Source organism: Chryseobacterium sp. JAH (assembly GCF_001507335.1).
GTDB lineage: Bacteria > Bacteroidota > Bacteroidia > Flavobacteriales > Weeksellaceae > Chryseobacterium.
Genome location: NZ_LMAH01000011.1, coordinates 16,494 through 40,214, shown reverse-complemented (window position 1 = coordinate 40,214; position 23,721 = coordinate 16,494). Strand labels below are relative to the sequence as shown.

General features: G+C 36.0%; 18 protein-coding genes. 13 read left to right on the top strand and 5 right to left on the bottom strand.

Going from position 1 to position 23,721, the window contains the following annotated elements; translation table 11 throughout:
- Positions 1-204: 204 nt before the first annotated feature.
- The 9 genes from AR685_RS17150 to AR685_RS17110 all read left to right on the top strand — a co-directional run bounded on the left by AR685_RS17150 (position 205) and on the right by AR685_RS17110 (position 10,819).
- The gene (locus AR685_RS17150) at positions 205-3,183 is read left to right on the top strand and encodes a SusC/RagA family TonB-linked outer membrane protein (protein ID WP_059125351.1); all 2,979 of its coding nucleotides are present in this window, start codon (positions 205-207) and stop codon (positions 3,181-3,183) included.
- Between the two features lie 11 nt (positions 3,184-3,194).
- A complete protein-coding gene (locus AR685_RS17145; protein WP_059125350.1) occupies positions 3,195-4,646 on the top strand; it encodes a SusD/RagB family nutrient-binding outer membrane lipoprotein in 1,452 nt (483 codons plus the stop codon).
- Between the two features lie 19 nt (positions 4,647-4,665).
- Entirely contained in the window at positions 4,666-6,249 is a 1,584-nt protein-coding gene (locus AR685_RS17140) for a calcineurin-like phosphoesterase C-terminal domain-containing protein (protein ID WP_059125349.1), read from the top strand.
- Positions 6,250-6,396: 147 nt separating this feature from the next.
- On the top strand, positions 6,397-7,110 hold the full coding sequence (locus AR685_RS17135; RefSeq protein ID WP_047445392.1) for a 3-ketoacyl-ACP reductase: 714 nt from the start codon (positions 6,397-6,399) through the stop codon (positions 7,108-7,110).
- A 382-nt stretch (positions 7,111-7,492) separates the two neighbouring features.
- Positions 7,493-8,338, top strand: coding sequence for a 50S ribosomal protein L11 methyltransferase (gene prmA, locus AR685_RS17130; protein ID WP_059125348.1), 846 nt, complete (start codon positions 7,493-7,495; stop codon positions 8,336-8,338).
- Complete coding sequence (locus AR685_RS17125) at positions 8,335-9,171, top strand: SH3 domain-containing protein (protein WP_047445396.1); 837 nt, start codon at positions 8,335-8,337, stop codon at positions 9,169-9,171. The genes prmA and AR685_RS17125 overlap by 4 nt, the downstream gene beginning before the upstream one ends.
- 8 nt (positions 9,172-9,179) lie before the next feature.
- Entirely contained in the window at positions 9,180-9,587 is a 408-nt protein-coding gene (locus AR685_RS17120; protein ID WP_059125347.1) for a hypothetical protein, read from the top strand.
- Between the two features lie 64 nt (positions 9,588-9,651).
- Positions 9,652-10,161: a hypothetical protein gene (locus tag AR685_RS17115; RefSeq protein WP_059125346.1), complete on the top strand. Its 510-nt coding sequence runs from the start codon at positions 9,652-9,654 to the stop codon at positions 10,159-10,161.
- A gap of 49 nt (positions 10,162-10,210) precedes the next feature.
- Complete coding sequence (locus AR685_RS17110) at positions 10,211-10,819, top strand: alpha-ketoglutarate-dependent dioxygenase AlkB family protein (RefSeq protein ID WP_059125345.1); 609 nt, start codon at positions 10,211-10,213, stop codon at positions 10,817-10,819.
- A 152-nt stretch (positions 10,820-10,971) separates the two neighbouring features.
- Here the strand turns inward: AR685_RS17110 and AR685_RS17105 are convergent, their stop codons facing one another.
- From AR685_RS17105 to AR685_RS17090, 4 genes are all read right to left on the bottom strand, one after another.
- Complete coding sequence (locus AR685_RS17105; protein WP_059125344.1) at positions 10,972-12,831, bottom strand: CocE/NonD family hydrolase; 1,860 nt, start codon at positions 12,829-12,831, stop codon at positions 10,972-10,974.
- A 118-nt stretch (positions 12,832-12,949) separates the two neighbouring features.
- On the bottom strand, positions 12,950-15,724 hold the full coding sequence (locus tag AR685_RS17100; protein WP_059125343.1) for an outer membrane beta-barrel protein: 2,775 nt from the start codon (positions 15,722-15,724) through the stop codon (positions 12,950-12,952).
- A 97-nt stretch (positions 15,725-15,821) separates the two neighbouring features.
- Positions 15,822-16,241 carry an SH3 domain-containing protein gene (locus AR685_RS17095; RefSeq protein ID WP_047445408.1) on the bottom strand — a complete coding sequence of 140 codons (420 nt, stop codon included), beginning with the start codon at positions 16,239-16,241 and terminating at the stop codon, positions 15,822-15,824.
- Between the two features lie 6 nt (positions 16,242-16,247).
- Entirely contained in the window at positions 16,248-16,739 is a 492-nt protein-coding gene (locus tag AR685_RS17090; protein WP_047445409.1) for a BON domain-containing protein, read from the bottom strand.
- Between the two features lie 199 nt (positions 16,740-16,938).
- Between AR685_RS17090 and AR685_RS17085 the strand changes: the two genes are divergently transcribed.
- From AR685_RS17085 to AR685_RS17075, 3 genes are all read left to right on the top strand, one after another.
- Positions 16,939-18,189 carry a dicarboxylate/amino acid:cation symporter gene (locus tag AR685_RS17085; RefSeq protein WP_059125342.1) on the top strand — a complete coding sequence of 417 codons (1,251 nt, stop codon included), beginning with the start codon at positions 16,939-16,941 and terminating at the stop codon, positions 18,187-18,189.
- A gap of 57 nt (positions 18,190-18,246) precedes the next feature.
- Positions 18,247-18,963, top strand: coding sequence for a phytanoyl-CoA dioxygenase family protein (locus AR685_RS17080; RefSeq protein WP_059125341.1), 717 nt, complete (start codon positions 18,247-18,249; stop codon positions 18,961-18,963).
- Between the two features lie 100 nt (positions 18,964-19,063).
- Positions 19,064-19,573 (top strand): hypothetical protein, encoded by a 510-nt coding sequence (locus AR685_RS17075; protein WP_131777651.1) that lies wholly within the window; start codon positions 19,064-19,066, stop codon positions 19,571-19,573.
- 70 nt (positions 19,574-19,643) lie between these two features.
- On the opposite strand, the gene AR685_RS17070 is transcribed toward AR685_RS17075, so the two are convergent.
- On the bottom strand, positions 19,644-22,457 hold the full coding sequence (locus AR685_RS17070; protein ID WP_059125339.1) for a GH92 family glycosyl hydrolase: 2,814 nt from the start codon (positions 22,455-22,457) through the stop codon (positions 19,644-19,646).
- A gap of 126 nt (positions 22,458-22,583) precedes the next feature.
- On the opposite strand from AR685_RS17070, the gene AR685_RS17065 reads away from it, so the two are divergent.
- Complete coding sequence (locus AR685_RS17065; protein WP_047445419.1) at positions 22,584-23,687, top strand: Mrp/NBP35 family ATP-binding protein; 1,104 nt, start codon at positions 22,584-22,586, stop codon at positions 23,685-23,687.
- Positions 23,688-23,721: the final 34 nt, after the last annotated feature.

The window sequence follows — 23,721 nt, the reverse complement described above, 5'->3', positions numbered from 1 at the left end:
AAAAAGGGATTAAAAATACATATTTCAGTTACTATGTATTGCATTAAGCTTTGATAATGTCTCTAAATAAGTGTTTGATAGGGTTTTAAAATTTTCGTTCACACATGATTCACATGACGTTCAATAATTGTTAAAAATATGTTAAACTCATGTTAAAAGCATCGTCATAAAGTCGTTCTAATTTTGCGCAAACAAAAATTTGATATGCGTAAGGAGACTCAAAAATTACTTCTACTATCCGCTTTAGGGTTGGTAAGCGTCAATATGGCGGCCCAGCAACAGGTAAAGAAAGATACCGTGAAGAATATTGAAGAGGTTGTTGTTACAGCGCTCGGAATTAAAAGACAGGATAAATCATTAGGTTATGTGGCTGAAAAGGTAAATTCTGAAGTTTTTGAAAACATTCAGAATAACAACTGGGCTCAAGGTTTGGAAGGTCGTGTTGCAGGTTTGAAAATTCAGACAGCTGGAGCCGGACCTTTAGGCTCATCCAGAATTACATTGAGAGGAGAAAAAACTTTCTCTCTGGAAGGCAATAATGCATTGATCGTTGTAGATGGCGTTCCTCTGAGTAATTCTACAACAGGAACAGGAACCGCAGCTTACGGAGCTGGAACTGGAGGTGACCTTCCTGTTGATTTAGGAAATGGTTTAAACAGCATAAATCCGGATGATATAGAATCTGTTACTGTTCTTAAAGGTGCATCCGCAGCAGCTTTGTACGGTTCTAGAGCTGCGAATGGAGCTTTAATGATCACCACAAAATCAGGGAAAAGCAAGAATGGAGCACTTCGTGTTTCTTTCAATTCATCATTGAGCTATGATTCTGTTTTAAAATGGCCAGATTATCAGTATGAATACGGGCAAGGAACTTTGGCTAAAAATACTGCAGGACAATTTTTCTATTCTTACGGAGCTTCTGCAGACGGTGTCAGTACAGGAGGAACAAGCAGTGCTTTCGGACCAAAATTCGATGGACAGTATTATTTTCAATATGATCCTAATCTTCTTGGACAAAGCGCAGAAAGACAATTGTGGAGACCTTATAAAGATAACATAAAAAGTTTTTGGGAAACAGGTGTTACCTCATCAAATAATTTATCTGTAGAAAGCAGTACCGAAAAAACAAATTTCAGGGCATCACTAACGTATCTTGATAACAAATGGATGATGCCGAATACTGGTTTTGACCGTTTTAATGGGGCTTTCTCCATTGATCATAAATTGACGGATAGATTTAGAATTTCAACAAAATTCAACTACGCTAATACAAAAAGTGATAATCTTCCGGCGACCGGTTATAATAACCAGTCGATTTCATACTTTATGATCTTTCAGAATCCAAACGTAGATCTTGCTTGGTACAAACCTATCTGGAAACCTGGACAGGAGGAGGTTGATCAGATTCACCCTTTCAGCAGCTTTATAGATAACCCTTATCTAATTGCTTATAAAATGCTGAATGGTCTTGATAAAAAAATGATCACCGGAAACTTGTCTGCAACTTACGATTTTAATAAGAATTTCAGCTTAATGCTGCGATCAGGTATTGAAATGCTGGATGAGGAAAGAACAACGAAAAGACCTTACAGCTCTGCGAATTATCTCAAAGGTTTCTACAGAGAGCAGTATATCAAGAATAATGAATTTAATAATGATTTGCTCTTCACTTTCAAAAAAGATTTTAATAAGTTCAATGTAAGTGCAAATGCTGGAGCAAGTATTCGGTACAATCAATACGTAATGACAGATTATCGTGCGGAAGGTCTTAAAGTAGCAGGAGATTATAGTTTAAATAATGCAATTTCGCTCATCACAAAAGTACCAAAGCCGAATGATCAGCAAATGGATAGTGTGTATGGATTAATTAGTGCCAACTATAATAATTTGATATTTTTAGATATCACCGGAAGAAACGATTGGAGCAGTACCCTCTCAAAGGATAATCGCTCATTTTTTTATCCTTCTGTAAGTTCAAGTTTTATTCTTTCCGATATTTTTAAATTGACAAGTCAAAGATTTAATTATTGGAAATTAAGAGCGTCTTGGGCTAAAGTTGGAATTGGAACATTACCATACAATAAAGATAAATACTATACTCCAAGTGACTTTGTAGGATCGGTAATCACTCCAAATGTTTATGTCGCACCCAACCTCAGACCACAGGAAAATACAAATGTTGAAGTTGGAATGGACTTTTCAGCACTTAAAAATAGGTTGAATTACAATTTCACTTTATATCAAAACACAACGAAAGATGAGATTTTAGCGGTAACAACTCCCATAGAATCAGGATATTCTAATCGCATCATTAATGCAGGTGAAATTAGAAATAGAGGAGTAGAAATGGGACTTTCTGGTGTTCCGATTAAATCAAAAAACTTCAGTTGGAATGTTTCTGCAAACTGGTCTTTGAACACCAATAAAATTATAACACTTCCGGATGAATATAAAGGTGATAATTATTATACAATTTCTACTGTCGCAGGAGTTCTTTATTATAATGCGGTTGTAGGAGGTTCTTTAGGGGATCTTTACGGTTTCAAATTGGTAAGAAATGCAAACGGAGAGGTAGTTTATGATCCTCAGACCGGGCTTCCTGCAAGACCAGACCGGGTGGAAAAAGTTGGAAACGCTTTCCCGAAATGGAGAGCAGGACTTCAGAATGATTTTAAAATCAAAAACTGGCAGATCAGCTTCTCGTTTGACGGTCAATATGGCGGAATGGCATACTCGCAGACACACCATAAAATGTCTGAACAAGGTAAACTGGAAAATACGTTAATGGGAAGAGAAAATCCAAACGGAACAATCGTTGGACAAGGTGTTGTTCTCAACCCAGACGGATCTTACAGCCCGAATACAAAAGCAGTTGGTTTAGCAGCTTATTATGGTGATTATTACAGAAGAGCGAATATAGAAACCAATACTTTTGACACTTCTTTCATCAAATTGAGAGATGCCAGAATAGCATATTCCTTCTCGAAAGATGTGATTGCACCTCTTAAGCTTACTGAGCTCACATTAGCCTTTTTCGGCAAAAACCTTTGGATGTGGACAAAATTCCCAATGTTTGATCCGGAAGTAGCATCACTTAATGATTCTACAATTACTCCGGGTGCTGAAATTGGCCAGCTTCCAACAGCAAGAACTGTCGGTTTTCAAGTTAATTTAAAATTCTAAAGATCAGCCTCATGAAAAAAATATTTTTATCTACCGCAATTGCTTTGTCAGTTTTAAGTCTTAATTCTTGTGACAGGAGCTTTGAAGAGATCAATACAGACACTAGCCGAATAAAAAATCCATCGGTAGGAAGTTTTCTTATTCCGATTCAGTACTCTATGGGATCTTATGGATACAACAGAGCCGATGATTTTACATTTGATATCATGCAGGTTGCGTTGGCTTTTCCGAATGAAGGAACTACGGTTAGCCGTTATTATCTTACCGAAAGTACAGGAAATGGATATTGGAATACAAGCTACAAATGGCTAAAGCAAGTCAAAGAACTGAACGAAGCTGCCAAAAAAGAAAATAACAGCAATTATCTGGCAATCTCAAAAGTTCTGAATGCATGGATTATGGCAAATCTTACGGATGCTTTCGGTGATGTTCCCATGACAGAAGCATTAAGCTTAGAAGAGGATATCATGAGACCTAAGTATGATAAACAGAAGGATATCTATACATTTCTTTTAAATGATTTAAAGGAAGCCAACTTACTTTTTGATACCACAAAAACTTTGAGTGAAGGAGATCTTTTCTTCCAGGCTAACTCAAATGTTGCTGGAATCGTAAAGTGGAAGAAGTTCTGTAATTCTCTTTCGTTAAGATTGTTAACGAGAGCATTAAAGCGAAATGGTGAGTTGGATATCAATCAGAGAATCACCGAGATTGTCAACAATCCTACGGTATATCCAATTTTTCAAAATAATGCAGATGGAGCTGTTTTAGATATTTCGGGAGTTGCACCACTGATGCCTCCTATCGCTAGACCTCAGGATTTTACTGCTTACCGCGCATCGGGTGGTTTTTTCACTCAGACGTTAGTAGATAATAATGATCCGAGATTGAGCTTGTTTTTTACACAAGCAAAAAATTTAGCTCCTCCGGGTGCGAATATTGGTTACAAAGGAGCTCCTTCAGGATATGCTTTGGGCACAACGTTCAATTATCAGCCTTCCAATCTTAATCAGAATTTGGCAAAAGCTCCATTGAAAATTTTGGTGATGCCTTATGCAGAAGTACAGTTTATACTATCTGAATTGGCCTTCAAAGGAATTATTCCCGGCAGCGCTCAGACTTTTTACGAAAACGGAGTGAAAGCAGCCATCGAACAGTGGGGAAGCACAATGCCAGCGAATTATTTCACCAATCCTAAAGTGGCTTACAATAATACATTAGAAAGAATTATGCTGCAGAAATATGTAGGATTATTCTTTGTAGATCATCAGCAATGGTATGAGCAGAGAAGAACAGGATTCCCGGTTTTACCAAATAACGGCGGTTTGTTCAACGAAGGGAAGATGCCACAGAGAATGCCTTACCCAACGGTTACCAAAGTTCAGAATTACGATAATTATGTGACAGCTTCACAAAATATGGGAGGAGATAATATCAACACAAAAATGTGGTGGAATCAATAATTAATTTAAGTTTAATAGAATGAATATAAAAATAATATTGCCGTGTCTGCTTATTTCAACAATGGCATTCTCGCAGACTTCGGTTTCAGGATATGTTTTTGAAGACAGCAACAAAAACCAGAAGAAAGAAAATAAAGAAAAAGGAGTAGAAAATGTGGCTGTTTCCAATGGAACGCAGGTTGTTTTGACCGACAAAAACGGAAAGTACAGCCTACCGATTCAGGAAGATCAGACGATTTTTGTTATTAAACCTTCTGGATATAAATTAGCTTTAAATTCAAACAATCTTCCGCAATATTTTTATCACTACAAACCGAAAGGTTCACCTGCAGATTTTAAATATAAAGGAGTTGGGCCAACCGGGGCACTTCCTAAAGAAGTAAATTTCGCTTTGCAGAAACAGGATGAAAGCAAAAATTTTGACATCCTTGTTTTCGGTGATCCACAACCTTACACAGAAAAAGAGCTGGATTATTTCAGAAGAGCGATCGTTAATGAAGTAAAAGGGACAAAGAAAAATGCGGTTTTTGGGATCAGCTTGGGAGATTTGGTAGGTGATAATCTGAGCCTCCAGAAACCTTATGCTGATGTCATGAAAGAGATCGGACTACCTTGGTACAACGTAATGGGAAATCATGATATGAATTATGATGCCAAAGAAGATTTGCTTTCAGACGAAACTTTTGAATCCAATTTCGGTCCTGCCAATTACTCTTTCAACTATGGAAATGTTCATTTCATGGTTTTAGATGATATTTTGTATCCGGATCCAAGAGACGGAAAAGGGTATTGGGGAGGATTCCGTGATGATCAGGTTCAGTTTATTCAGAATGATTTGAAGCTTGTCGATAAAAATAAACTGATCGTGGTTTCTTTTCACATTCCTTTGGATCACAACAATGAAGATAATTTCAGGAATGCAGACCGTCAAAAACTGTTTGATGCGCTTGCTCCATTTCAAAATGCTTTGATGTTATCTGCTCACACGCATATTCAACAGCAGATTTTTTATGGAAAACCACAAGGTTGGAATGGAACAAAAGATCTACACGAATATAATGTAGGAACTACTTGTGGCGACTGGTGGTCAGGAACGTCAGATGATATCGGTTTACCTACTTCTACCATGAGAGACGGCACTGCAAAAGGATATTCTTTTATCAGTTTTAATGATAATCAGTATAAAGTTAAATATAAGACTGCCGGAAAACCTGAAGATTATCAGATCAAATTGTATGTTCCAAAAGTCATCCCTTTCCCATCAAAGACATCTGCAAAAGTTTTTGCTAATTTCTTCATAGGAAGCAAAAAAGACAAAGTGGAATACAGAATCGATAACGGTGAATGGGAAATGATGGAATATAATGAAACCATTGATCCTAATTTTGCGCAGTCAGTATTTAAATGGGATACCACACAGGAGCTTTTCCCTGGAAGAAGACCTTCAAATCCCGAGTTTTCAAAACATATCTGGATGGGAGGATTCGGAAATAAATTATCGCTCGGCAAACATAAAGTTGAGGTGAGAGCTTATGATATGTACGGAAATCAGTTTACCGTTTCGGAAGATTTTGAGGTGAAGGATCGTATCCTTATTCCTTAATTTTAATTTTTACTTTCAGAAACCAGCTTACTTGTAGGCTGGTTTTGTTATATAGAATTTCCTAATGATTATATTAAGTTAAATCAAAATCATAAACGGTTGTTTAAAAAAAAGGTTTCGTAAATTTGCAGCATCAAAATTAATTGAATGAACTTACAAGGAAAAAATGCCGTCATTACAGGAGGGGGAAGAGGTCTTGGAAAAGCAGTTGCTTTAATTCTTGCTCAGGAAGGAGTAAACGTTGGGATCACTGGTAGAAATGAGGAAAACCTTAAAATGACCGTTGAAGAAATTAAAAAATTGGGCGTGAATTCATCTTACGCCGTTTTCAGTATAGATAATGAAATTCACGTAAAAGCAGGAATAGAATCATTGGCAACACAACTAGGTGGAATCGATATTCTTATCAATAATGCAGGGATTGGAGATTTCGGTTCAATCGAAGAAATGTCTTCTGAAGTTTGGGAACAAGTTATTAAGACCAATCTTTTCGGAGTATATTATGCAGCAAAAACTGTTTATCCTTTCCTGAAAGAAAGAGGAGAAGGTGATATCATCAACGTCGCTTCGACTGCTGGGTTGAAGGGCGGCCCAAATATGTCGGCTTATGCAGCATCAAAAGCAGCGGTTGTTTCATTATCACAATCGATGATGGCAGAATGGAGAAAACAAAACATCCGCGTTGTAACTTTGACACCCAGTACAATTGCTTCCGATATGTCAATCGAAGGTGGTTTAACAGATGGGAATCCCGATAAGGTTCTTCAGCCGGAAGATTTCGCAGAATGGGTAAGAGATATTTTGAAAATGAACAGACGTGCGTTAATTGCAAACGGTTCTATTTTCTCAACAAATCCATAAGAATTCCTTGTCTCTTAACAAGTGAAGTTTTGTGAAAGAAAAAGATGTGGCAGTTACAAAACAATGATAACTTTCACGCAAATTATAAAATAAAGGGAAGCGGGCTTTAGCCCGCTTTTTCTTTGTGCTATTAAATGAGCTTTAGCCAAAACGTACATTAAATAAGAATCACATAGATTATAACAAGGTAACCAACTTGATTGTAATTATGCGATCTTAACTGAGTGAAAAGTTTTTGCGAAAGAAATATATAGTGCAGTTTAAAAAAACCTCGTGCTTCGTTTTAAAAATTACACATTTCGACTTCGCGTAATGGTATATCGTTCATACGAACAGGCAGAAATATGATGTTAATTCTTTATTTTTGCAATAAATTATTCACATGCAAAATTATTTAGAATTCGATTTCAAAATTTCTCCGCTTCAGCCTTGGAGTGATATATTAATGGCCGAACTTATAGAGATAGGTTTCGACAGTTTTACAGAAGAAATTCACGGTATTTTAGGATATATTCAGAAAGATCTTTTCAAAGAAGAAGACTTGAAAGCTTTACCACTTTTACAAAATGAAGAGGTGAAAATTGAATATACGTTCACCGAAATGCCTAATATCAATTGGAACGAAGAATGGGAAAAGAATTTTGAACCGATCAATATCGACGATAAAGTTTTGATCAGAGCAGAATTTCACGATTCAGTTCCCGGTATGCACGAAATTGTTATTCAGCCAAAAATGTCTTTCGGAACCGGACATCACCCGACGACACATCTAATGATTCAGCAGATGATGGATATTGATTTCAACGGAAAAAAAGTTTTAGATATGGGTTGCGGAACTTCAGTGTTGGCAATTTATGCAAAACAAATCGGTGCAGGCGAAACCAAAGCGATAGATATCGATGAATGGTCAGTAGAAAATTCTAAGGAAAATGCCGTGAGAAACCATGTCGAATTGGATATCGAACTGGGAACAGCAAATAATTTAGGAAATGACAACTACGATATTATTTTAGCCAATATCAACAGAAATATTTTGATTTCAGATATTCCAACGTATGTTTCTGTGTTGAATGATGGCGGAAAATTACTGCTTTCAGGTTTATGTTTCTTTGATGTGGATGATATTCTGGAAGTTTGCAAAGAAAATAAGTTAGAACTGAAAAAGAAATTGCAGCGTGAAGAATGGGTGAGTTTACTCTTGGAAAAAAATTTAAATTACAAATCATGAAATCTCTTTTAATCACTGTTTTTCTGTTTGTTCTTCAACTGTCTTCTGCACAGGAAGCAGTGTATGCCAATGGTGTTTTTAATTTTGAGGAAAACAAAACGCAGAAGATTTTCACAGATTTCACCAGAGTACGACAAGAGCCCAAGGTAACTTCCAAAATAGTAGATTCTTTACCGTCAAATCATCAGGTATCAATCATCAAAAAAGATGAAACTGTTTTACAATTGGGTGAAAGAAGTTCAAATTGGTATAAAATATCATACCAGAAAAACAATCAAAGTGTAGAAGGGTATATCTGGGGCGCCAATCTTTGTATCGGCTACAGAAATAAAAATGGGCATGATTTTCTTTTTGGAATTTCAAAAACGGTGGAGAAAAAGGATAAAAAGTTTAATCAAAACTACAAACAGAATATAGCAAGTGTAAAGGCATTTGAAGGAAATGCCTTAGTCGATGAGGTTTTCTTTGAAACAGGCTTAGGCGAAAGTTTAAGTTATGGAACTTTCACTATTGAAAGCAATCACAAACTTCGCAATGTAGATTTTACCCTAAAAGCTACGGTGTCGGGTGAAGCCTGCGGAATTGCAGGGTATGATCAATATATTCTCTTTACCAATAAAAAACTGATTGCACTCCCACAATTAATGAACGTTGGAGATGCCGATATCTATCATCACAGCGAAGAATTTATTTTTCCAAACGATAATGGAGGAATTTCGAATGCTTTTATTTTTAAAATGGAAGAAATGGAGAAAGATGAAAACGATAAGGAGAAAACCAAAAGGTTGTCTAAAATTTATCATTGGAACGGAAATTCATTTAAGTTGAAATAAACTTAAAGATGAAACTGAAACTTATTTTTCTACTATTTATATTTCCTCTCTGTTTTCTGGCTGGATGCGGAAAAACTATTGTTGATTGTGATAAATCAGATATTCATCTCGAAAACAGATGGTATGCAGAAAACGGAGGAGTAGACTACTTGGACGTTAACAGTAGAGATCGAATATTTATTTGTGAAACAATCAATAATTTTCAGGAAGGAGAAGATATAATGATCAGCCATCATTATGGAGATATAGCCATATTTTTGAATGGGAAAAAGATTGATATGATTTTCACGTACTCAAATGGCATTGTATACAGAGTGGGAGTAGGTAAATATGTACGGAATGAAGAATTAACAAGAAAAATTTTAAAGTTAATGCATATCTCAAAAAGATGTTGGGTAAAGGATTGTATAAGTTGAACACGATATTTTGTCATTAAATTTGAAATCACAATATATTTATTTTGGTTTTTAGTATATTCTTATGAGAAAATTAATAATACTTTCAGCGTTCATTTTCACTCTGGTATTCTTGTATTTGACTGAATTTCCGATCATTATTGATCAAAATACGTACAAAGGAGAGGCGCGTCTTCAAAAGCTAAGAAAAGGTGAGAAATTTAATTTTAGCGAAAAATTAAATATAAAAATTGATGAAAACTGCAAATTAGTTTTCATAGTTAATGACAGAAATGATGTAGCTGATGATTATAAATTTGGAAAAGTCTTTACCACAACGAATCATTCTCTAATAAATGAATTTCTCACAACGGAATACACATACACAGGAGCTGATGTAGCAACAGTTCAAAATGAGATATATTTCTACAGAAATAATCAATGCGTTTTTAAAACTTTAATTATTTCTGACGGTGAAAGTGAAGGGTTACAGAGTTCTGATTTTGGATGGATTCAACCTGAGAAGGACAAACAATTTTCTAAAATTTTAAATAATTTTGAGAGGAACTACTCACCCATTATCGTTTTAAAATAAATGATTATCCCTATAATAATAAAGTACTAATTTTTATCCTGATTAAAATATGACTCTTTTCGACGAAATACAAGATTTTCCTATCAATATACTTCCTAAAGGCGGAAATGCTGATTACTACGGTAAGATTTTTTCCGATGAAGAATGTGAGAAATATTATCAGTATTTATTTAATGAAACTCCATGGGAAAATGATGAAGCGGTTATTTTTGGTCAGCTGATTATTACTAAGCGTAAAGTTGCTTGGTTTGGTGAGAAAGAATTTGAATATACTTATTCGAACAGGACAAAATATGCTAGAATTTGGACTTCGGAATTAATCGCTTTAAAACAAAAATGCGAACAAGTTTCAGGCGAAACCTACAATTCTTGCCTGCTCAATTTATACCACGACGGAAGCGAAGGAATGGCGTACCATAGTGATGGCGAAAAGGATTTGAAAAAAAATGGAGCCATCGCATCATTGACTTTCGGAGCAGAGCGCAAATTTTCTTTTAAGCATAAATTATCCAAAGAAAGAATCGATGTTATGCTCGAAAATGGAAGTTTATTGGTGATGAAAGGTACCACTCAGGAAAACTGGCTACACAGACTTCCACCAACCACAAAAGTAAAAAGCCCAAGAGTCAATTTGACTTTCAGAACGATTGAGGAATAAAAAGAGTTTTTCTCAAACTAAGCACTTTATTAATGGTTATTTTATTTGAAAATCTATCTTCGCGGCAGCAGATTTGAGAAAAGTCATAAAAAAAGTCCGTTGTCACCATTGGTGAAACGGACTCATTATTTAATTTCAATCTAAAATCTAAATTATTTCAAAATCTCAACTTCGATCGCAGAATCCTCAAAAACTTTAATAAAAGCTTTCGTGTAGTCTTCTTTCGTAGCCATATTTGGATTAGCTAAGAACTTCTGAGGATTTACCGAGAAAAGAGGAAACCATGTCGAAGAAATCTGAATTTGAATTTTGTGACCTTTTTTAAATGTATGAACAACATCCTGCAATCTGAAATTCACTGCAGTCTTTTGATTTGCAACCAAAGCTTCAGGTCTTTCTCTCGAATTTCTGAATCGTGCAGGCATTATTTCGCTTCTTACCATTTGATGGTAATTTCCGTAAAGCACACCTTCTTTCTTTTCTGTCGGCTTGAAATCTTCAGGATACACATCGACTAATTTAACAGCAAAATCTGCATCGGTTGAAGTGGAAGCAATATTTAGTTTCGCTAAAATTTCACCAGCGAATGCCATATCTTCTGTCAAAACATCGGTCGTGAACGTCAACACATCTGGTCTTCCCACAGCAAATCGCTGATCTTCTGACATGTAATTTCTTGGAGTAAATCCATTAAAGTCTTTTAGATTATCTGAACTTAATACAGGATTGTTCGGGTCGCTGTAATATTCTGAAGAGCCTTGTCCTGCAGTGCTTTTTAAAGTTCCTTCAGCTAAATAGAAATTGACTTTCTGTGCATTTTTTGGAGGATACTGTGCAAATTCTTTCCATTCTTTCGCTCCAGTGTCATACAGTACTGCTTCGGGTAAACCTGCGTCCTGTTTTGTATTTCCTTTTAAATAATGATTAAAAAATTTGGTCTCTATATTTTTCTGATAGTAAGTTGCAATACTGTCTCCAAAATAAATTTCATTGTGGAAATGTTTTCCCTGCTCGTAAGCCCAAGCTCCATGTGAGAAAGGACCCATTACAATTGTGTTTTTAGCTTTCGGACTTGTTTTTTCTATGGTTTTATAAATATTTAATGGTCCTGAAAGATCTTCGGCATCGTACCAACCGCCAACGGTCATTACTGCATGATTGATGTTTTTAAGATGAGGTAAAAGATTTCTTTTCTGCCAGTAATCATCATAATTCGGATGGTTCATAATTTCGGTCATGAAGAAATTATCTTTGTAATATTTTTCATAAGCATCTTTCAAAGTTCCTAATTCTCTGTAAAATTTTAAACCGTCTTCTGAGGTAGATTTAATCATCGAATCAGAGTACCAAGCTTTTTGTTCGGGTTTGGTTTTCTGAACTCCAAATACAGGAAACGTCCTAAAATAACCCAACATAAATTTTCCGTTGTGAAGGAAATCATCATTCCAGAAATCTGAAATCGGAGCTTGTGGTGAAGAAGCCACTAATGCCGGATGTTGCGCCAAAGTTCCTACAGCCGTATAGAATCCGGGATATGAGGTTCCGTATTGTCCTACTTTTCCGTTATTGTCTTTGATATTTTTGATCAGCCAGTCAATCGTGTCATAAGTATCGGTGCTTTCATCGATATCTTTTTTGGTTTTGCGCTCAACCTGTGGCGTCATATTAGTGAATGTTCCCTCACTCATATATCTTCCTCGCACATCCTGAAATACAAAAATGTATTTGTCTTTCATTAAATATTGATTCGGACCGAGTTTGGTTCTGTATTCATTTTCACCATACGGCGCAATGCTGTAGCAGGTTCTCTGCATCAAAAAAGGATATTTTTGCTTGTTTGAAATATCTTTAGGGATATAGGCAATGGTAAACAGTTTGATGCCGTCACGCATCGTGATGTAAAATTCTTTTTTGGTGAAATTATCTTTCACAAAGCTGTCGGGCTGAAGTTGGTTTTGAGATTTTCCTAAAATAAAAAAGAAAATCAGTACAATAGAAAAAGGTATCTTCATAATTGAAATTTGCCGCTAATTTATTAATAAAAAAGAAATGCTTCAGTTTAATTAAATAAAAAAGAAAATGACCAGAATTTCTCCTGATCATTTCAAATATATAAAGGTTGGTTTGGTCTTACTTTGTACCTGTCTTTTTGCCGGCAAACTTATTCAGCTTCATCGATAAAGAAAACATCACATAACGTTTTAAAATAAGGTCTTCGCGGTCTTCAAAGTACGCAGGCATAATGGTTCTTCTCACACTTTGGTTTTGATTAAGAATATCATATACTTTCACTTTTGCAGTCAGCTGTTTGTTGAAAAAAGAATACCCTAAGCTCGTGTTCCAGAAGTAAAAATCTCTCTTGAAACCGGGTGCAATGTTCGACGTCGTGTTGTATTCAAAATCATTGCCAATAACGAGTTTTGTTTTAAAAATATAGTTAGTTAATTCAAGTTTTAAAATTTGATTGGCAGTATGTACTCTTCCAATATCATAATTGGTGTAATCTGAGAAATTGTAACCTAAGCTGTAAGAGGGTTTTACGGTGATTTTATCTTTAATTTCATACGTTACATTAAATCCTGGATTCAAAGAGTATGAATCGCTGGTATATTGAACAGCATTGATAAACCCACGGCTGTAGTTATAGCTCATGTTGAATCTTGGGTTGAGCGTCAGTTTATTTTCTTTCCATTTAAATGTTTTAGAAAAACCACCTCCCAAGTTAATATTTTTGTTTCCACTTACATTGGTATAAGTCACAAACTGCTTTCCGGAATCATCAAAATAAGAATAGTTTACCACATCGTTGTTTCCGTAGATGAAATTTAGATTCACATAATAACTAATATTTTTCACCATATTAAAATTATTGAAGTACAGGTAAGAACGGTTGTTCCAAGAGTTTTTCAGGTTAGGATTTCCCTGATACGCAATCAATGGATTTGCAAAATCTACATAAGGTGTGAGCTGTGTTGCTGTAGGTATGGTGTATTGCGCGCTGTTGTAGAAACTCAGCCTTTTGTTTTGTGAAAACTGATACTGCAGATTCATGCTGTAATTGGGAAGTGCGAAATTTTTCTCCAGATCATATCGGCTTCCGTCAAATAAAGAATTTACTCTCATTTTTGATAGGTCAAGATCTACAGTAGCCCACAAATTCAATTTGTTCTTATTGATTTCATAGACTAATTCCGGACTTATTTTGTCTATTTTTTGATCCATCCTGTTAGATAATCCTATGTTGTAAACAGAATACTCTCCTATATTTTGATCAAAATCATTCACTTCTCTGAGATTTCTGTCAATGTTATTTTCATAATTTAGATTTAAACTGATGGACGTTGAATCAGAAAGTGGTTCAGAATATCCTGCGCTGAATCTGTAATTGTTTGTCTGAGTTTTGTTTTTAGAAAGCTGATTCCGGATGTCATTAGGCTCGCTGGTTTGATAAAATAAAGTTTCAGATTTATTGATTTGGTCTCTTTTCGATTCAGAAATTGTCGTGTTCATATTTGCATATGCACTCCTTCCTTTTTTCTTAAATTTTTTCGAGAAATAAATGTTTGGAGCAAATGAATTACTTTCAGAGTCTGTGCTGGTGTACGAATTACTTTCATTCAGAAGAAGGTCATCTCTAAATGTACTCGACTTTGAATCATTAAAATTAAAACCCTCTGTTCTGGAAAAAGTAGGTGAAAAATAAATACTGGTCAGAGAATCTATTTTTATTTTTACTGAAGTATCGAAGCTATACTGTCTGTTTTCATTTTCACCATTGTTTTCAGAATTGGTTTTCAGAGTATAATCAGGAAGGAGGGTCGTTCTGGAAACTTTAGATCTTGTTTCAAGATTGCTGTCAGAATGCATCAGACTGAAAGTGTCTAAATCTGCATCTGCAGCCAATTTATCACTGTAACTAAAACCTACTGTTGTAGATCTTTGAATTCCTTTGGTACTTCCACTTCCACCTTGAGTGTAATATGTTGTTCCGCCTGAAGTTATCACACTTCCGCCCTGCATCAGCCAAGAATTTCTACCGTGACCCATGCTGTCGAAAACCTCGTCATTAGAAAAACCCTGAGAATTGATGTTGTTGGATGATGCGAGTAAACTTATTTTGGTGTCTTTTTTAAAGTAACTTAAAAGTCCGCTTCCTTCGTATCTTTTATCTGAACCGTAGCCAATGGTAAGTCTTGAGATTAAACCTTTGTTTTTTTTCTCATCAATATTAAAATTGATCGTGGTATTATTTGATTTGGCAGTTTTGCCACTCAGCTCTTCCTCTTTTGTTTTGGTTGTTGTAAACTGAATATTTTTAATAATATCAGCCGGAAGATTCTGCAAAGCTATTTTTCCGTCTTTATCGAAAAAAGGTTTCCCGTTGATCATGATTTGGTCAACTTCTTTTCCGTTAACAGTGATTTTGCCCTCATTACTGATTTCGACACCCGGAATTTGCTTTAAGAGTTCCTCTATTTTACTGTCAGGGCGAACTTTGATCGCAGAGGCATTAAATTCAATCGTATCCTTTTTAATTTTGACAGGAGATACAGAAATTTTCACTTCTTCAATGTTGAAAACAGTATTCTTCTCCAATTCAATATCTCCCAGAGAAATAGATTTGTCGATAGTCTCATAGTTTTTTGAGAAAGAAAGTAGTTTATCTGCATCAATTTTCAGAACGGTTGGTTCTTTAATTTCGTTTGTTTTCAGAGAGAATTTTCCTTCACGATTGGTTGCAGTATAGTTGATAATAGACGAATCTTTCTGCTTGAGAAGATAAATAGTTGCGTTTTCTACCGGCTTCTTTTCAAAATTTGATACCTTACCGTCGATGCTTACCGTTTGTGCATTTAAAATTATCGTGTTGATAACAACGAACAGCAATAATAAAATTTTTTTCATCTGTTTATTTTGGATGGCGCAAAAGTATAAAAAAAACATCCCCGATTGGGGATGTTAAATGTTAAATATTTCTAAAAGCGGTGAGTTTATTGCGAACTTATGCTCTTAAATATCTTGAGTAGGCATATCCTTCCTGTCCGTCAGTAGTTTTCACTTTCCACCAATCGTCTGAAGTCTGCTCTATCAATGTTACTGAAGATCCTTTCGCAGCTTTACCGACGACAGCCGCTTCCGTAGAAGGCTCTTGTCTGATGTTGAGGTTAGAGTCTTCTGTGGCAATAGTTAAAGTTGCCCCGGCAGCTAAACCGGCTACCTGTACATCGATATTGATATCTGAAGCAGAATATGTAGAATCGATCGCTCCTAAAGCATTCCAAACGGCATCTTTTGCTGCAGTGTTGGAAGCATTTCCGGAAACATAAAGAATGCCGTCCTGCTCTTGTACCTGAAGATTAGAAACTCCTGCAGACTGAGCGGCAGAAACAACACTTGAATATTTATCTTGTAATGTGCTCATCTCTAATTATTTTACAGTATAGTTATAATTTACTTTTCCAACTTTCAAAGCATCCACGGATTCTTTGATTTTTCTAGCTTGTACAGTAGATACAGTTCCGGTAAGAGTTAATTCTCCGTTCACAACTTCCACATTCACTGATGGGAAATCTTTTAACGCATCTTTCACTTTTTGCTGAACCATAGGATCTACAGCAGATGTAGTAGTTACGGGTTCAGGAGCTGTTACTGCGGGAGCTACAGTTGCCATATCGTGTACATCTTTTACACCTTTGATTTCTTTCAGAGATTTGATAGCTGCGTCTTTTTCAGCCTGTGTAGCAAATGTTCCACCTAAGTGTGCAACACCTTCTTTTATTTCTACTGTTGCAGCAGGATTAGCAGCAACAATAGTAGTAGCTGAAGTCTGTAGTTCAGCGTCAGAAACTTTCTTTTTACACGAAATAGATCCAAACGATACTGCCAAGGCTAATGCCGACATTGCGATTGTTTTTTTCATAATTGATTTGATTTAATGTTTAGCTATTCTCAAATGTAATAATAAATTCCATGCCATCAACCTAAAAAATTATTAAATATGTAAAAATTTAAGTTTAATTCTTTCACTATCTGTCTATTGATGATACGTTATTCAGGTTTTAACAAAAATTTAAGGTTCAATTGAAAACCATTATATTTGTGCCAATTGAACTATAGATATGAAAGGACAGAATAAATTATTTATTGCAATCATTGTAGCATTGATCGTTGGTGTGATCATCGGCGGATTTGTACATATTCAGTATCCTGAAAGTGCAAAACCATTCTCAGATAATATCAAACTTTTAGGAACTGTATTTATCAGGCTGGTACAGATGATCATCGCGCCATTGGTTTTCACAACGTTGGTTGTGGGGATTGCCAAAATGAGTGATATCAAAATGATCGGTAGAGTAGGATCGAAAGCAATGCTTTGGTTTATTTCTGCTTCTCTTATCTCTCTTTTCATTGGTTTAATTTTGGTAAACTGGCTTGAGCCGGGTCATGTAACAAAACTTCCCATTCAGGATGTTGCATCTGCAGATGAACTTTTAAAATCGAGCAAAGGTTTTTCTATGGAAGACTTTGTGAAACATATTATTCCTAAAAGTATATTTGAAGCTTTTGCTACGAATGAAGTACTTCAGATTGTGGTCTTTTCGATTATGTTCGGGGTGGCTTTAGCTAATTTAGGGGACGAATATGCCCAACCTGTTATCAAGTTATTCGACGTTATTGCCCATGCAATCCTAAAAATGGTTGGCTACATTATGTGGTTTGCACCGTTGGGAGTTCTTGGTGCTATTGCAGCGGTAGTTGCCACCAATGGTTTTGAAATATTTAAAGTCTACGCTATTTATCTTAGAGATTTCTTCTTTGCCATAGCTGTTTTGTGGGCAGTGCTTTTATTGGTTGGATATCTGATTTTAGGAAAACGTCTTTTTGAATTATTAAGAAGAATAAAGTCACCATTATTAATTGCTTTTTCTACCACAAGCTCGGAAGCGGTTTTCCCAAAATTGGTAGAGGAATTAGAAAGATTTGGATGTAACAATAGAGTCGTATCGTTCATCTTACCTTTAGGATATTCATTTAATCTGGATGGAAGTATGATGTACATGACGTTCGCCTCAATTTTCATCGCTCAGATCTACGGAATTGAAATGTCTGTGGGACAACAGATCACCATGCTTTTGGTCTTAATGCTGACTTCAAAAGGAATTGCCGGAGTTCCGAGAGCTTCTTTGGTAATCATTGTAGCAACCTGTTCTATGTTTGGAATTCCACCGGAAGGAATTGCTTTAATTTTACCAATCGACCACTTCTGCGATATGGCGAGAAGTATGACGAATGTTTTAGGAAATGCTTTGGCAACGTCCGCCGTTTCAAAATGGGAAGGGCAGCTTGATAATCATGGCGGAGATATGTAGAATATGAGTAATGGAGTATAATATCCAAACCTTTTAAATTCAAAATATTAAATAAAAATGTTGAATTTACAACATCATAAAAATCAAATTGCTGATAAAGGATTTTCCCTCATTGACAATGTTTTTTCTACAGAAGAAATTGAAAAAATCAGTCTGGTGCTCCAGGAAATCGACACTTCAAAAGAAACGTTCAGAAAATCGGAAGATCTTTTTGCCATCCGCCAGTTTTTAAAGGAAATTCCTGAAGTAAGAGATTTTATTTTTAATGAAAATTTAAAGACAATCATTAAAGAAATTTTTGGCGAAAAATATTTTGCAGTCAAAAGTATTTACTTCGATAAACCCGAAAAATCAAACTGGTATGTCGCTTATCATCAGGATTTGACTATCTCTGTCGATAAAAAAGTCGAACTGGAAAACTTCGGACCGTGGACAACGAAACAAAATCAGTTTGCGGTACAGCCGCCTTTACCTATTCTTGAAAATATTTTCACCATAAGAATTCATTTAGACGATACTGATGAAAAAAATGGAGCCTTAAAAGTCGTTCCAAAATCTCACGCAAAAGGAATTTACAGACCCGAAACCATTGATTGGGATGTGGAAACAGAAAATATCTGCAATGTTGAAAAAGGTGGTGTAATGATTATGAAACCTTTGCTTCTTCATGGTTCAAACCGAACAACAAACGGAAAGAAAAGAAGAGTCATTCACATTGAATTTTCAAATAAAGAATTACCGGAAGAGTTGCAGTGGTCGGAGAGGATGAATTGATAGAGAATAAGAAATGATAAAAAGAAACTGGCTTTTGATTCCAATGCTGATTATTGGATTTTATTACAATCTTTGGAGGATTCAAAATGCAGATACTGAAATGGTATTTCAGGAGTTTGTATATGCATTTCTGCTTTTATTATTTTTAATTTTTCTTGGTTTTGCTGTTAATAACGATTTAAAAAAATATCATATTTCAAGATCATTGACGAGTTTTATTCCTTCAGTCATAGTTTTTTTGATCTTAATCTCTTTTGCAGTGAATGCTTTTGTTCTAAGCTTGAGAGATAATTCCCGTGTTCTAATTCATGCAGAATATGATGGAGGTTTTAATGGAGCTTATTTCAAATTTAGGGAAGATGGCACTTATAAATTTGTAGACCATGCTGGCGTAGGAGCGGATATTATAAGAGGAAATTATCAGATAAAAGACTCAATCATTACTCTCTATAAAAATGAAATTGGAAATATAATTGTTTCAAATACTTTGCTGTTTCGAGAAGAGAATTATGGAGATTCTAAATTTAAAGTTTTATATCAGATTAATAAAAATCATATCATTATAAATCCCAATATTAAATTTTTAATTAACGATGATTTACAAGATTGAAACTATATGAAAGCATAATAAAAAAACCTCTTCCGAATCGAAAGAGGTTATTATTTAAAATTAAAAATTTCTACTTCACAGAAATCTCATCCACAAAAACATACGCATCGCCACCTGCACCTTGATGCCATGCAGGAAGTTTTCCGAAGTGATATGCTTTTACTTTCAGATAACGGGCTTCGGTCGGAAGAATGTCTGTTGCAAATTCTTTTACCTGAACGGTTTCATCCTTCGCATCAATGTTATTTTCCAGAGTTTTCAGAAGAATAAAAGTTTTTCCATCCATTGAAGCGTAATATTCCACTTTTTTCGGCATTAAAATCCATGCACGGCTGTCCTGTAGGTAGGTTGAGGAAATATGATTCATCTGCTGAGGAGATTTAAAATCGATGATTGCTTCCACGGTTTGTCCCTGATAGCCTTGCCATTCGCCTTTTCGCCAGTTCACGTCACCGTTGATTCCGTCGATGATTGCTAATTGTCCGCCTGCTGTGTACTGAGGATTGGCCGTTGCATTGATTGTCACATCCCAATGATTCGGGCGTTTGTTGAAATGTGCTGTTGTGATCGCACTTTTTTCACCACTTCTTTCCGCATACGTAGAAACCTGCGTCGTCTTGTTGATGGTGAACGGTTCTTTATACACTTTAAAAGTCTTTCTCACGTTGGCATCATTTTCATCCATTGTCATGTAGTAGACTTTATCTTTCTCATTCAAAGGGGTAATTGTTACCCTAGTGTTAAAGTCAAAAAGTCGGTCTGCAGCGATTACAGGCGAAGCAGTTTGTTCGGTATATTTTAAATCTTTGGCAACTTTTACATTTTCAAAACCTAATTTTTTCAGTTCGCTTTTCGGCGTACTTTTAGTAATGATTCTCGTAGTTCCATCTTCCAAATGTAATTTAATTTCATCAAAATAGGGCGTTACGGTTTCCCATTCAGGTTTTCCGGGAGTTACCGAATAAATTCCCATGGTGCTCAGAATATACCACGCACTCATCTGTCCGCAATCTTCGTTTCCAATCAGTCCATCCGGAGCATTTTTATAGAAATTATCGAGGATGTATTTGATTTTTTCTTCTGTTTTTTGGGGTTTATCAACCAAATTATAAAGGTAAGCGATGTGATGACTTGGCTCATTTCCCTGAGCGTATTGTCCCATCAAACCCGTGATGTCCACCTGTTCTCTTCCTGTCGTTTTGTCGGGAGCGGAGAAAATGGCATCAATAAACTGTTCAAATTTTTCTTTTCCTCCATGTGCCTGAATCAATCCCGGAATATCCTGCGGAACGAAGTAAGAATAATGCCACGAATTTCCTTCAGTGTAGTTGTTATTCACTTCTCTCGGATCAAACGGCTCATACCAGTTTCCGTTCTTTCTCGCCTGCATAAAACCGTTGCTTGGATTGTAAAGGTTTTTCCAGTTCTGAGAACGCTTCATGAAATATTCGTAATCTTCTTTTTTATTTAAAATTTTCGCCATCTGAGCAATACACCAGTCATCGTAGGCGTATTCTAAAGTTTTTGAAACACTTTCATGTTCATCATCAATGCTGATATAGTTGTTCTGCTTGTAAGCACTTAAACCAAAAATATCCTGCATCGCTGAATTTTTGGATGCTTCGTAGGCTTTTTCGTAATCGAAACCGGTGACTCCTTTTGCCATCGCATCTGCAATGACGGAAACGCCGTGATAACCGATCATACATTCCGTTTCATTCGAAGCGAGTTCCCAAACCGGAATTCTGCCACCCTGTTCACGCTGTTTAATGAAAGTATTGATAAAATCTGCCGTTCTTTTTTTATCGATTAAAGCCATCAGAGGATGCGCTCCTCTGAACGTATCCCAAAGCGAGAAAACAGAATGGTACCCGAAGTCTTTTGCCATGTAGAACTTATTGTCTCTGCCACGGTATTTTCCGTCAGCATCCATGTTGATGTTTGGCTGCGTGAAAACGTGATACATCGCCGTGTAAAAAACGGTGAGTTTATCTTTATCGTCAGACTTCACTTCAATTTTTGAAAGTTCTTTGTTCCAGTCTGCAACCGCCTGAGTTTGGATTTCATTAAAATCATTTGATTTTCCCTCTGCCAGCATATTTTTTCCCGCACCTTCGTAACCAGTTGGAGAAATCGAAACTTTTACCAGAATTTTTTCACCTTTTTTGACCTTATTAGAAAATGCAATTTGAATTTTTGTTCCTACATATCCTGTGTGAGTTCCTCCAATTTTTGGTTCACTTTCTTCATATCCCTTGGTTTCCAACATCGGTTTTGAAAACTCAATTCTTGCGTAAATATATTGATTGGTTGCCCAAGCTTCACTTCTTCGGAAAACTTCTATTGTTTTGCTATCAATGATTTTTACTTCACCTTCCAACAATTTATCTCTGTGATTTAAATCTAAAATAATATTGGCGTTTCCGGCTTTGTTGAATGTGTACTCATGATAACCCACTCTTTTTGTTGTGGTTAAACGGACATCGATGTTATGTTTGTCTAATTTAACAGAATAAAATCCGGCTGTTGCTTTTTCATTTTTATGAGAAAATTTGGATGAATATTCTTTTGGAGTCAGTCCTGGCGTTCCCATTGTCGGCATCAGCATAATATCACCGTAATCTGAAACTCCCGTTCCGTTTAAATGGGTATGCGAGAAACCATAAATCACAGAATCGGAATAATGATAGCCGCTGCAGCCATCCCAGCTTCCGTCGATTCGGGTGTCGGGAGAAAGCTGAACCATCCCAAAAGGTACGATCGCGCCTGGAAAAGTGTGACCATGACCGCCCGTTCCGATGAAGGGATTGACGTATTGCGAATAATTTTGTGAAAATGAATTATGGGCAATTAATCCTAAAAGAACGAATAATATTTTCTTCATTGATATTAAATTTAAATCGCCCTAAAATACACAAATTTTGGCTTCACAAAAGAATTTATCTATCACCACGTTTATTGATTCTAAATAGCTAAAATTTCCGTAAATTTGTGCTCAATTTATATTTTTATGTTGACTAAAGAAAAAGTTCAGGATTTCCTTAAAGAAATAGAAGTAGATGACTTGGTAACAAACTTTCAGGTAATGGGCAGCGATGTGTATATCGACATGACCGCTCATTCACCTGCAATGCACGAAAAAAAGAAGCTTGAGGCAGCAATGAAACAGGCTTTCGCAAGTGAATTTGGAGAAGAAATTAATTTAAAACTTAAAATAGTTTCTCCTGAGCCAAGTGAAGTTCAGCTAAGTCAGATCAAAGGAAAACAGATCCCTGGAATTCAAAATATTATTGCCATCGCATCCGGAAAAGGCGGAGTTGGTAAGTCTACAGTCGCTGCAAACCTTGCGGTAACTTTAGCAAAAATGGGTTTTAAAGTTGGGATTTTAGATGCCGATATTTACGGACCGTCTGTTCCTACAATGTTTGATACAGAAGGGCAGAAGCCGATTTCTGTTGACGTCAATGGAAAAAGCTTAATGAAACCAATCGAAAATTACGGTGTGAAAATGCTCTCCATCGGATATTTCTCAGGAGCCAACCAGGCAGTGGTTTGGAGAGGTCCTATGGCTTCAAAAGCTTTGAACCAAATGATCAGAGATGCAGCTTGGGGAGAATTAGATTTCTTGTTGATCGATCTTCCTCCGGGAACGGGTGATATTCATTTATCCATTATTCAGGAAGTTCCTGTGACGGGAGCGGTGATTGTAAGTACGCCTCAACACGTTGCTTTAGCGGATGTTAGAAAGGGTATTGCGATGTTCAATATGGAAAGTATCAACATTCCGGTTCTTGGACTGATAGAAAATATGGCTTATTTTACGCCGGAAGAATTACCTGACAATAAATATTATATCTTTGGAAATCAGGGAGCGCAATATCTGGCAGATGATTTAAATATTCCTGTGTTGGGAGAAATTCCGTTGATTCAGAGCATCAGAGAGGCTGGAGATGTAGGAAGACCTGCAGCGCTTCAGGAAAATTCAAAAATTGCAGAAATTTATACAGAAACTGCAAGAAAAATGGTAGAGAGCTTAGTAGAAAGAAACAAATTTCTACCGCCTACAGAAGCCGTGAAAATCACGACAATGGCAGGTTGCTCACCAAAAAAATAAATAATGATTTCAAATTAAATTTTGAAAAACCAAA

Bases quoted from the DNA above. Each gene is read 5' to 3' on its own strand.
- AR685_RS17145 (WP_059125350.1), top strand. From the start codon at position 3,195: ATGAAAAAAATATTTTTATCTACCGCAATTGCTTTGTCAGTTTTAAGT.
- AR685_RS17140 (WP_059125349.1), top strand. From the start codon at position 4,666: ATGAATATAAAAATAATATTGCCGTGTCTGCTTATTTCAACAATGGCA.
- AR685_RS17075 (WP_131777651.1), top strand. From the start codon at position 19,064: ATGGTATTTCAGGAGTTTGTATATGCATTTCTGCTTTTATTATTTTTA.
- AR685_RS17105 (WP_059125344.1), bottom strand. From the start codon at position 12,831: ATGAAGATACCTTTTTCTATTGTACTGATTTTCTTTTTTATTTTAGGA.
- AR685_RS17065 (WP_047445419.1), top strand. From the start codon at position 22,584: ATGTTGACTAAAGAAAAAGTTCAGGATTTCCTTAAAGAAATAGAAGTA.
- AR685_RS17095 (WP_047445408.1), bottom strand. From the start codon at position 16,241: ATGAGCACATTACAAGATAAATATTCAAGTGTTGTTTCTGCCGCTCAG.
- AR685_RS17135 (WP_047445392.1), top strand. From the start codon at position 6,397: ATGAACTTACAAGGAAAAAATGCCGTCATTACAGGAGGGGGAAGAGGT.
- AR685_RS17090 (WP_047445409.1), bottom strand. From the start codon at position 16,739: ATGAAAAAAACAATCGCAATGTCGGCATTAGCCTTGGCAGTATCGTTT.
- AR685_RS17085 (WP_059125342.1), top strand. From the start codon at position 16,939: ATGAAAGGACAGAATAAATTATTTATTGCAATCATTGTAGCATTGATC.
- AR685_RS17125 (WP_047445396.1), top strand. From the start codon at position 8,335: ATGAAATCTCTTTTAATCACTGTTTTTCTGTTTGTTCTTCAACTGTCT.
- AR685_RS17100 (WP_059125343.1), bottom strand. From the start codon at position 15,724: ATGAAAAAAATTTTATTATTGCTGTTCGTTGTTATCAACACGATAATT.
- AR685_RS17120 (WP_059125347.1), top strand. From the start codon at position 9,180: ATGAAACTGAAACTTATTTTTCTACTATTTATATTTCCTCTCTGTTTT.
- AR685_RS17080 (WP_059125341.1), top strand. From the start codon at position 18,247: ATGTTGAATTTACAACATCATAAAAATCAAATTGCTGATAAAGGATTT.
- AR685_RS17115 (WP_059125346.1), top strand. From the start codon at position 9,652: ATGAGAAAATTAATAATACTTTCAGCGTTCATTTTCACTCTGGTATTC.
- AR685_RS17110 (WP_059125345.1), top strand. From the start codon at position 10,211: ATGACTCTTTTCGACGAAATACAAGATTTTCCTATCAATATACTTCCT.
- prmA (WP_059125348.1), top strand. From the start codon at position 7,493: ATGCAAAATTATTTAGAATTCGATTTCAAAATTTCTCCGCTTCAGCCT.
- AR685_RS17150 (WP_059125351.1), top strand. From the start codon at position 205: ATGCGTAAGGAGACTCAAAAATTACTTCTACTATCCGCTTTAGGGTTG.
- AR685_RS17070 (WP_059125339.1), bottom strand. From the start codon at position 22,457: ATGAAGAAAATATTATTCGTTCTTTTAGGATTAATTGCCCATAATTCA.